The organism is Paenibacillus sp. FSL R7-0163 (genome assembly GCF_037969975.1).
GTDB classification, from domain to species: domain Bacteria; phylum Bacillota; class Bacilli; order Paenibacillales; family Paenibacillaceae; genus Paenibacillus_AQ; species Paenibacillus_AQ odorifer.
The window spans coordinates 2826927-2838500 of sequence record NZ_CP150224.1 but is presented as its reverse complement, the minus strand read 5'-3'; the positions used below and the strand labels follow the sequence as shown (position 1 = coordinate 2838500).

Below are 11574 nucleotides of genomic sequence, written 5' to 3'. Positions count from 1 at the left end.
AAAAACACAACCCCTAACAATCTATGCCATGGAGAGACATCAGAATCAAGAGTAGCATAAGAAGTGGAGTTACTGACGAATGATATGACCTGAAAATAGGAAAGGCCAGGTGAACAAGAGTTGAGTGAAAGAAGACGAGCGAAACAAGAGGTGGCATTATCGGCAACCATGCGGGAATCAGAACGTCTTCGATTATGGTATACAAGCCCGGCGTCAAATTGGAATGAGGCTCTTCCCATAGGAAACGGGCGCCTTGGGGCGATGGTGTCTGGTATGATCGGCCAAGATAAAATCCAGCTTAACGAAGATTCAATCTGGTACGGCGGCCCTGGACGCGCAGCTAATCCTGCAGCTCAGCCGTATTTGACGGAGATTCGGCAAATGCTGAAAGACGGCAGGCAGGCGGAGGCAGAGCATTTGGCTCGAATGGCTATGACTGCTTCACCAAAATATGAACAGCCGTACCAGCCACTTGGCGATTTGATTTTGAAGTTTCTGGATTCTAGTGAGGTTATTGAAGAATACGAGCGGGAGCTCGATTTGGAGCAAGCGGTTGTTACGGTGTCGTACCGTTGTGGCGGGGTTCGCTATTACAGGCAATATTTTGTAAGTGAACCGGACGGTGTATTAGTAGTCCGATTGACAGCTGACAGACTTGGCAAGATCACGTTGGCTGCGAATCTTATGCGTCGTCCGTTCGATACCGGCTGTAGTACTGGTCCTGCAAACACAGTTCTAATGAATGGGGAATGCGGAGCGGATGGTGTTCGCTTTTGCACAGCACTAAGGGCAGTTCAACAAGGAGGCCGCCAGAGGCTCATAGGGGATTTCATCTCTATTGAGGGAGCAGACTCCGTCACCCTTATGCTGGCAGCGCAGAGTACCTTTCGTGTGGATCAACCTGAAAAAGCCTGTCTGGAGCAATTGGATCAAGCCACGGCTCAGTCGTTTGCAACTCTAATAAAGCGGCATAAGGAGGAATACAAGTCCCGGTTTGCTCGATTTTCAATCGATTTAACAAGGGATGGCGACCCGTACGCCGAGCTTCCTACCGATAAACGATTACTGCGGTTACAGCAAGCAAAAGATGAAAGAAGCAATTCCAATGAGTTTGGTGATCCGGGACTAGTTGCACTATATGTACAGTATGGGCGCTACTTACTGCTTTCCAGTTCTCGACCAGGTACGTTGCCTGCTAATCTGCAAGGCATATGGAATGATAGCTTTACCCCGCCATGGGAATCAAAATATACAATTAATATTAACCTCCAGATGAATTACTGGCCTGCCGAAGTCCTAAATATGGCTGAATGTCATGAACCGCTGTTTGATCTGATCGAACGGATGCAGTTGAACGGTCAAGAAACGGCGAAAAAAATGTACGGCTGTCGCGGTTTTGTTGCTCATCATAACACTAACTTATGGGCGGAAACCCGACCAGAAGGCATCCTAATTACCTGTACGGTCTGGCCAATGGGTGCTGCTTGGTTATGCCTTCATTTGTGGGAACACTACCGGTTTGGACTGAACCTTTCTTTTCTCAAGGAAAGGGCCTATCCAGTGATGAAAGAAGCAGCGCTTTTTCTGCTTGATTACATGGTAGAGGAAGGTGGTGTACGGATTACTGGGCCTTCGGTCTCCCCTGAAAACCGCTTCCTTCTTTCGGACGGAAGCAGCGGCAGCCTCTGTATGGGACCATCTATGGATTTGCAAATCGCATATGCAATGCTTTCCGCCTGTTCGGAAGCGGCATTAATTATCGGAGAAGAAGATACAATGTTTCTCTTTGAACTACATGAGACGCTTGAACACATTCCACAGCCGAGTGTGGGCAGTCATGGACAGATTAAGGAATGGCTGTTTGACTACGAAGAGCAAGACGCAGGTCACCGGCATATTTCTCAGTTGTTCGCATTACATCCGGGTGAACAGATTGACATGAGGCACACCCCTGAGCTTGCCGCAGCAGCCCGGCGAACGCTTGAACGCCGTCTTGATGGAGGTGGAGGCCATACCGGCTGGAGCAGGGCATGGATCGTCAACTTTTATGCCCGTCTCGGTATGGGTGCAGAAGCCTACGAGCATTTACTTAATCTCTTAGCCTCCTCCACGTATTCGAATCTTTTAGACTGCCATCCACCCTTTCAAATAGACGGAAACTTTGGTGGAGCAGCAGGCGTAGCAGAAATGCTGCTGCAATCCCACCGAGGAGAACTTCGACTATTACCTGCTCTTCCTAAGGAGTGGGCTTCAGGCAGCATAAGGGGAATGAGAGCAAGAGGTGGTTTTACCGTTGATCTTTTTTGGAGCCAAGGAAAGCTTGATGAAGCGACGATTCACTCTACGTTAACCGCTGAATATCGAATTTGGTCTGCTGTTCCGCTTGATCTGCCAGAACAATCTCTTATTAGCGATGGTCAGGGATTTGAATATACTTTTTCTTCAGTTGCAGGGAAGTCCCGCAAGATTTGTGCACAATAGTCAATCGTAATAAAACACAGGCAAGCCAAAAAATCTCCATTTTGAAGACCTGGATATTGGATTAACATTAGCCATACAACAAAATCCAAACTGCAACCAAAGGAGCGATATTTATGCCACAACAAGTGCCAGCCGCATTGCCAGCGAGCAGGCCAGATCTTTCCCCATTCCAAAGACGAATGACCAATTTGCGCAAATATAAGGCGCTATATCTCATTTCACTGCCGGGCATTATTTTTTTTATCGTATTTAAATACTTACCCTTGGCGGGTTCCATCATGGCCTTTCAAAACTACAACATATTCAAAGGTTTTACAGGCAGTCCTTGGGTTGGCCTTGATCAGTTCCGGCGGATGTTCACCTATCCAGAGTTTTTGAGAATTCTTGAAAATACTATCCTGATCGGCCTATATGATATGGTCTTTGCGTTTCCGGTTCCCATAATATTCGCCCTCCTTCTTAATGAAGTGAGAAAAGCTTTCTATAAACGGATTTTGCAGACCGTCGTTTATTTGCCCCATTTTCTCTCATGGGTCATTATTGGGGGGATTATGATCGGCATTTTGTCCCCAACGACAGGTATCGTGAACCAGATCTTAAATGCTTTTGGGCTCGACTCCGTTTATTTTCTGGGCGAGGACTCGTATATTCGTACCATCCTGGTTGGAACAGGCATATGGAAAGACAGTGGATGGGGAACTATTGTTTATTTAGCCGCACTCGCAGCTGTGAATCCCGAGCTGTATGAAGCGGCCAGAATTGACGGAGCAAATCGGTGGAAACAAACCTTATCCATTACGATCCCGACGATCTTGCCCACCATCATGATTATGTTCCTGCTTCATATCGGTAACTTCCTTGATTTTGGCTTCGAGCGAGTGTTTGTATTTATCAATTCGCTTAATGAGACCAATGGAGATATTCTCGATACGTATATATACCGAGTGGGTCTTATTGATCAGCAATACAGCTATACAACAGCTATAGGCCTCTTTAAATCGGTCGTCGGACTGTTGCTAGTCATGATCGGGAATACGCTTAGCAAAAAAGCATCAGGGGATGGGCTTTACTAGAGAGGAGTCGAAGAGTAAATGAAAAATAAAGGTCGCCTGTTTGACGTTTTTAACTATATATTTCTGATGCTGGTCGGGTGCTTGATGGTCTTCCCTCTGCTGCATGTGCTCGCCAAATCATTTAGCAGCACTCATGCCATTAATGCAGGCGAGGTTAAGCTATTCCCTGTAGATTGGACGCTTATGAATTATCAAGTTATTCTTGGGGATACCTCCATCTGGAGAGCTTTCATGGTAAGTATATTTATTACAGTTGTCGGAACAGTTATTAATCTGATTTTAACTGCATCACTGGCCTATCCTTTATCCAGATCCGAATATTCGATGCGCAAAGGAGTTCTGATTTTAATCCTAATTACGATGATATTTCACGCTCCGCTCATACCGAACTATATGGTCATCAAAAACTTGCACTTGATCGACTCTTTATGGGTATTAATCATCCCATCGGCCATCAGTGCATATAACCTGTTCATCATGCGTTCTTTTTTCTCAGCCCTGCCTACTGAGCTGATAGACAGCGCGCGAATGGATGGAGCGGGAGAGCTGCGCACGATGTGGAGCGTCATCCTTCCTTTGTCCAAACCTGTTATGGCAACTATGGGCTTGTTCTACGCGGTATCCCATTGGAATTCTTATTCATCGGCGTTGTATTTTATCAATACACGAGCGCTTTATCCACTTCAGCTGCGGCTTCGAGAAATCGTACTGAGTAACGACCTTGGGCAAGCGGGCAGCTTATTAGAAAACGTAAATGAAGTATCTCCGGCAGGTGTGCAAATGGCAGTTATTGTCGTCTCCGTCATACCGATTATTATCGTGTATCCGTTTCTGCAAAAGTATTTTATCAAAGGGATGTTAATCGGATCTATTAAGTCTTAAATCAACCAGCTTGCATCATCCTTTAAAAGAAACAGCCATCTGCTTATCAAAATATGGTAAGATATAATCCAAACTCAAAAATGGAAGCGTTGCCAATGATCGCAACTTCAAATCAATTTCATACCACAAGACAACTGATTCTGATTCCATTCCGGAAGGGATTTGATACAAGTGCGAGTATTGATTGTAGAAGATGAGCCTGTCATTCAAAAAGGATTGGTGAAGATGGTCCAGCGTTATCCGGTCTCATTCACCGCGATTTATACAGCCGACGATGGCGAAGCAGCCTTAGAAACTATCCAAAAGCTAGAACCGCATTTAGTACTGACAGATTTGCGCATGAAGCGGATGGATGGCCTTGATTTATGTGAACGAATTCACCGTGATTACAGTCATGTCCAGGTGGCAGTCATTTCCGGGTACAATGACTTTCAATATGCTCAACGAGCAATGGCATACGGCGTTAAGCGATATTTGTTAAAGCCGGTTCTCCAGCAGGATGTGCATGATATGCTGAGAGAACTTATATCCGGAATGACAGGCAACATTATTCCTGTTCATAAATACGTGGATTGGGCCGAACAGCTGGAACAACATATCTGGCTGCTGCAACGTGATGAGACAAACCGTCTGCTTGATGACAGAGAAACATCCGGTTTATTTGAAGGGTTGAACGTCTTTAGCATGGATGCAGTCCTGAATGATTGTCTACAAATGATCGTAGATCGCTTGGAACGCCGAGGCTGGAAGCCTCAGTCCCGGTGCTGTGGAGATGTGAAAGCCGCCAATACGAAAAAAGAAACGATGTTAGCATTTGTCGCAATAATAAACGGTATACTTGCGGAGCTGCAACTTACTCGCAAAGGCAACTATAAGGACCCGGTTGAAGAAGCAAAAGCTTTCATTGATAAACATTTGGCTGAGGATGTGTCGTTAGAAGAAGTAGCCAAACGGGTGGGACTTGCCCGCACCTACTTCAGCGCATTATTCAAAAAAATGACGGGGGAAACCTTCGTACACTACCGGATCCGAAGAAGAATGGAGGAAGCGCGCAGACTTCTTGCCGTACCTACCATGACAATCAGTGATATCTCGATTCATGTAGGTTACGAGGATTATCCCCATTTTACGAAGACGTTTAAAAATCTCGTGGGTGTGTCACCTTCGGAATACCGTGCTTCGTTTGGCATTGAATAATGAGAGCAACCCTCAGCCGGAAGCTGCTATTTTATTTTACCATTGTCATCTTACTTTCCCTGTCAGCGCTGGGGATTTCCTTCTACAGCATTTCTGCCAAGCAATTGCAGGCAAGCACTGAAAACCAAATGATTCAGATCGTAAATAATGCAGTTCATCATACCAATCTCTATATTTCATCCTATCAACGGTCGACCGTGGCGCTACTAACGGATTTGAGAGTTAAAAGATATATTGACCTATCATCAGACCGTGAGGAATATGAAAATTACCGCTACACGACCGATATTCGCGATGCAATTGTCGAACCAGTATGGATTCGCAATCCCGAGATTGAAGCCTTATATATTATCGGGTATTCCGGAAATGCGCTTTATTATTATAATGGCGGTTCAGCGCCATCTTTTACACAGGAAGACACCGCTAGACAGATTAGGTATTTCAAAGAACATACAGATGTCAGTGGACAGTTGAATGTAATCAATTACAGTATCCGTGGGGATCAAACGCCGATGTTGACCTTAATCCGCAGCATTCGTGGCCTTCAGTCACCAGAGATGAAAGGATTTGTAGGCATCGAAGTCAAAGCGGAGGAGCTCTCCACGTTATGGAAAGGGATCGATCTTGGTCCCGAAAGCTATTTTTTTATTGTAGATGGCGAAGGCAGGATTCAATATCATAACGATCAAAACAAAGTAGGGACGTTGATTCCCGATAGTCTTGGCAAGCAAATTGAGTTAGCAGGAGATGCGATGTTCCGCAGCTCGGCAGAGGGAGTGGAAAAATCTTATATCAGCCGTAATGCGGAATATTCCGGTTGGCATCTGGTTGTATCCATTCCAGACACTCAGCTGCAAAAGCCGCTAATTACCATCCGGAATTATATTATTGCTGTCGCGATTTTGACATTTATGATAGCGCTGTTTCTGGCAAGCCGATTTGGTAAGTCTGTTACTACACCAATCCGTACACTGATGAAAGGAATGAGCCAGACCGAAAAAGGAAATTGGGAATTAATCTCCCTTCCGAAAAGCCAGGATGAGGTCACTGGGCTTATCGTTCGTTACAATCTGATGGTAACGCGCCTGTCAGAGCTTGTGGACACCGTGTATCAATCAGAACTGAAGAACAAGGAAGTGGAAGCCGAGCGGCAGAAGGCCGAATTCCAATCCTTACAGTTACAGATCAACCCCCATTTTTTATATAATACGCTCGAAACGGTGGTCTGCTATGCAGTAATTCAGGATTCAGATGAAATATCAGAAATTGTCGGAGCCCTGTCCTACATGCTGCATTATTCGGTGCGCACCAATCTTGAAGAGATAACCGTGGCCAATGAGCTGAAGCATGTCATCCATTATATGGTCATTATCAATCACCGGATCGGAAGGCCGTTTGAAATCGATGTGCGGATAAAGCCTGAAATGCTTCTGCGCAAAATGGTCCGTTTGACCTTACAGCCACTTGTCGAAAATGTGTTCCAGCACGCTTTTCGTTTTGGTGTTGAAGATCATCACACAATTACGATTGATGCTGGAGAGGATGGCGATATCTTCTGGGTCAGCATTACGGATAATGGCAGCGGGATGACCCCGGAGCGGCTTGAAGAACTTCGCCTCAAACTGAGCGAAAATCGACTCGCCGATGTGGAGGAAGGTAAAGGAAGCCCAGGTGGCATCGGTGTGCAAAATGTCCACCGCCGGATACAACTTGTCTTTGGGGAAGAATGCGGTGTTGACGTAGAAAGCAGTCCAGAATGGGGAACACGCATGATCATGAGAATGCCGATTTCCGGAAGGAAGGAACATCAAGTGCTTAACGCATAGGCGCTACTCGCCGAAGAGAACGAGGATCAAAAGGCTGTCCTGAGGTCCGAGCCGCGGACTTTTGGGGATGGCCTTTTTTTATAACGGCAACCGATCACAAAAAAACACATCCCATAATAATCCACCCCATGGGAGTGCTGATGATACAGCTTTATGATGGGTACAGGTAAACCAAATACCTTTTTATACTAATAAGGGGGATTATCCAGATGAAAAAATGGGTTAGTCTGATCCTATCCACGGCGCTTGTATCAAGTCTCGTCGCAGGATGCGGAAGCAATGAAACATCGGACGGTAACGCCGATGCAGCAGGCGAATCAAAACCGCTTAAATTTAGTATTTCGTTAAACACAAGCGGAAACGCTTACACGGAAAGTTCTAAAGACATTAACACCGATAAGTGGGTCAAGGAGTTGGAAAAACGGGCGAATGTCGATTTAGACATTAAGTTAATTCCTTTGAAGGACTTTGATTCCAAAATGGCTGTTATGTTCGCAGGCGGTGATATTCCGGATGTGGTTCAAAATGTCGGAGGGGCTACAGATAAATCGATGGCTGGATCGGTTCAGGCTGGTGTTTTTATGCCGCTAGATGATCTGCTGAAGGAGAATGCGCCTAACTTGATGAAGGTTGTCCCGCAGGAAGCATGGGATGAAGTCAGCTACGACGGAAAAATATATGGCATTCCGACTTGGCTCAGCAATCCGTCTCGACGTGCCACCTTTATCCGAACAGATTTATTGGAGAAAACCGGTCTCCCGGTACCTGTAACGATTGAAGATTTCTTGAATGTGCTACGCGCTTTTAAGAAACTCGGTGTGAGCGCGCCTTATCAGATGCGTGAGAACTTCAAATATGCAGATATCGCATTCGGTGCATATGACGCGCTTGGCTATCAGTTTACAGAGGATAATGGAGAGATCGTACCCAAATTTTATAATTCCGAGAATATGGAAAAAGTACTGAACGTATACAAAACGATGTATGACGAAGGCCTCATTCAAAAGGATTTTGCAACAATTCAGACGGCGCAGTATGGCGAAAATATTGCTGCAGGCAATGCAGGAATCTGGACAGCTAACGCGCAGAATCTACTGGATTTCCGGACCCAAATCGCCGCATCCAATCCGGAAGCGAAAGTGGATATTATCTCGTCGCCAACCGGTGACAATGGACAAAAAGGATATGGCTTGTATAGTTCGGTCAATACCTCACTGTATATCAACAATAAGGTCAGTAAAGAAAAGGCTGCCCGGATTATTCAAATGTTTGAATGGATGCAGACCCCGGAAGCCAGTAATTTCTATAGCTTTGGGATTGAAGGCGAGAATTACACGGTAAAAGACGGAAAAGTTGATTATAAGCTCCCAGAGAACAAGGCTGCCCAAGACGAAGAGAAATTCCGCACACAGCTGCGCTGGGTAGGGGACGGAACGATCAACCGCGAACGAACTGAACTGCTTACGGGTGGTAAAGATGTTTTGAAAGCATTGGATGAAACTCTGAGTAAAGAAGGCTTAGGGGGCATCGGTTTTGTACCTGATCTGGAGTCATTCAGCAAATTTCCTGATCTTGCCTCCAAACGTCCCGATCAGGCACCAAAACTGATCATAGACCATATGGTCAAAATGATTTATGGCAAAGAACCGATTAGCGATTTCCCAAAAGTCATCGAGGAATATAAGCAAAAGGGCGGCGAAGAAATCTTAAAAGAAGCAACAGAACGCTACAAAAACAATGAGGGAATCCTTAATCAGCAAAGCCGGAAATAGATAGATTCTAAGGAAGCCTCTTCATTCGAAGGGCTTCCTGCCAGTTAGGAGGGAGAACGATGAGTCAAACTTCATTGTGTGATGAAATCATGCGTCTGCCTGTAATCGATACACATACCCATCTCGTCGGCGATAAGCTAAACGCGGCTGACTTCTGGGAAATAGCCGATTATTTCTGGCTGAACCAAGAGCTTCAGTCAGCAGGATATCCGGCGAATGCGGACCAACTTTCGAAAGAGAAACGGGCTGACTCTTTTGTTAGCGCCTACCACGCTTCCCGTAATACGATGATGAATCGTGCTTTTACAGCAATCATGAAAGATCTGTACGGTATCTCCATCACAGATTCAGAGTCGGTGTTCAAAGCGGATATAACGATTAAACAGCAAAGTCACGATCCCGGCTGGGCGCAGAACGTAGCTGACCGTCTGCATGTGCAGCGGTTTATTGTAAACCGTCCGGAACATGCCAACTTTGCACACATGAGGGAAAATGCTCTACTGATTCCTCGAATTGACTCTTGGCTGCCTGAGCTGGCAAAGAATATTGCAGATTCCTATGATCCCAGCCGGGAGGCTGCTTATGCTCAAGCAAAAAAATTTATTAGCGAGCAGCTGCAGTCTTATCAGACTATGGGCTGTCCAGGAATCATGACTACGTTGCCAGCTTTTGAAGCCAAAGCTCATGATGTTTACAATCTTAGCAACGTAACTGGACCGGATGAAATCATGATGCTGCTCTTTCATCATATTTGTTCGGAACTGCAAGCAAGAGGAATGTTCTTGCAGTTGTTTCTCGGCGTCGAACGCAGATGGTGTAATACATCAGCTGCGCCAGTTAACGATTCGCTACGGATTGTTAAACTGTACGGTTTATTCGAACGGTATTCCATTCCGTTTGAGCTGGTGGTGGCTTCGGAATTAAATAACCTGGATGTTGTGCAGGCTGCATGGAATTTCCCTAACGTTCATGTAGGCGGGATGTGGTGGTATAACTTCAGACCCAGTACCTATTTGCAGAGCATGCAGTATCGGTTGGAGGCACTCGCCCCGCTCAAGTGTTCGCTCATTGTCTCGGATGCGCGCTGTATCGAATGGACATATGGCAAGCTGCTGATCGTTAAAAAAATACTTGCGCGCTTTTTGGAAAGTCAAATAGCGGAAGGCTGGATCAGCCGGGATGAGGCGCTGGATATTGCTGCGGAATGGCTGCATGGCAGTGCTGCTAAACGTTATAGACTAACGGATGTTAAGCAATAAGCCATGGAGGGAGAAAATGACTTTTTCATTAATGGACCGAATGTTGCCTGCTCCTTTGAACGGAGGATTCCGTATGGAGGACTGGTGGGTGTGGTGCGGATCAGCTGTGCGTGGCGAGGATGGGCGTTTTCATTTATTCGCATCCCGTTGGCCGAAGTGGCTGCCGATGCATCCGGGATGGTTACTTCGCTCAGAAATTGTCCGCGCATCTGCCGATAACGCGGAAGGACCCTATACGTACGAAGAAACCGTACTACCCGCAAGGGGAGCGGAATACTGGGACGGACGAAGCACCCATAATCCGCATATCCTTCGTTATGGCGATAAGTTTCTGTTGTATTATATGGGCTCAACTCATCCATTCGCTGAGCCGCAGCCTAATGAAACAGTGGAACTTGACGACTATCGGGTGATTGCCGCTCGTGCCAACAAACGTGTTGGCCTAGCTGTAGCCGACAGTGTATTCGGACCATGGACAAGGATGGATGCACCTATTCTGCCTACACGTCCGGGCAGGTTCGACAGCTTCCTCACATCCAATCCGGCTCCTTGTATCCGCGAAGATGGCTCCTTGCTATTGGTATATAAAGCCCGCAAATACGAAGGCAATTCCTATGGACAGATGACGCTTGGCATTGCCGGTTCATCTAAGGACGAAGGGCCATATAGAGTAATTAACAACGCACCGCTGTTTCCACCAGAGCGGTCTCATATTGAAGATCCATTTATCTGGCGGACGGCGGACGGGTACCAAATGATCGCCAAGGATATGGATGGCCGGATATGTGGAGAAAAGCACGGTGGGATATTTGCATCTTCTAAGAATGGAACCGACTGGCAACTGGCTGATTCAACGCAATCGTATTCCCGACGAGTTCTCTGGGAGGACGGCACTGAGCAGTGGATGGGCAGCTTTGAACGGCCGTTCCTATTATTTCAGGAAGGGGTTCCTACCCATTTATTCGCTGCGGTAGCAGATGGACCGGGAGGGTTCCGAAATGCGAAGCACACTTGGAATATGGTCATTCCACTAAGGACAACGCTTTAAGAGGTTGAATTTCATAAATATCATCAATGTTAACAG

Annotated in this window: 8 protein-coding genes; all 8 read left to right on the top strand. The window is 46.2% G+C overall.

The window, feature by feature from the left end:
• Nucleotides 1-120: 120 nt before the first annotated feature.
• The 8 genes from NST45_RS12485 (at nucleotide 121) to NST45_RS12450 (ending at nucleotide 11538) form a co-directional block, all read left to right on the top strand.
• A complete protein-coding gene (locus NST45_RS12485) occupies nucleotides 121-2481 on the top strand; it encodes a glycoside hydrolase family 95 protein (protein ID WP_339825752.1) in 2361 nt (786 codons plus the stop codon).
• Nucleotides 2482-2660: 179 nt separating this feature from the next.
• Nucleotides 2661-3554, top strand: a complete 894-nt coding sequence (locus NST45_RS12480; RefSeq protein WP_051491014.1) for an ABC transporter permease subunit — start codon at nucleotides 2661-2663, stop codon at nucleotides 3552-3554.
• Nucleotides 3555-3572: 18 nt separating this feature from the next.
• Nucleotides 3573-4436 (top strand): carbohydrate ABC transporter permease, encoded by an 864-nt coding sequence (locus tag NST45_RS12475; protein WP_036677879.1) that lies wholly within the window; start codon nucleotides 3573-3575, stop codon nucleotides 4434-4436.
• Nucleotides 4437-4607: 171 nt separating this feature from the next.
• Nucleotides 4608-5633, top strand: a complete 1026-nt coding sequence (locus NST45_RS12470; RefSeq protein ID WP_076099254.1) for a response regulator — start codon at nucleotides 4608-4610, stop codon at nucleotides 5631-5633.
• A complete protein-coding gene (locus NST45_RS12465; RefSeq protein ID WP_339825749.1) occupies nucleotides 5633-7459 on the top strand; it encodes a histidine kinase in 1827 nt (608 codons plus the stop codon). Before NST45_RS12470 ends, NST45_RS12465 begins: the two co-directional genes overlap by 1 nt.
• Before the next feature lie 209 nt (nucleotides 7460-7668).
• Nucleotides 7669-9231: an extracellular solute-binding protein gene (locus tag NST45_RS12460; RefSeq protein ID WP_339825746.1), complete on the top strand. Its 1563-nt coding sequence runs from the start codon at nucleotides 7669-7671 to the stop codon at nucleotides 9229-9231.
• 59 nt (nucleotides 9232-9290) lie between these two features.
• Nucleotides 9291-10490, top strand: coding sequence for a glucuronate isomerase (locus tag NST45_RS12455; RefSeq protein WP_076099251.1), 1200 nt, complete (start codon nucleotides 9291-9293; stop codon nucleotides 10488-10490).
• A 16-nt stretch (nucleotides 10491-10506) separates the two neighbouring features.
• Nucleotides 10507-11538, top strand: a complete 1032-nt coding sequence (locus tag NST45_RS12450) for a glycoside hydrolase family protein (protein ID WP_178420256.1) — start codon at nucleotides 10507-10509, stop codon at nucleotides 11536-11538.
• Nucleotides 11539-11574: the final 36 nt, after the last annotated feature.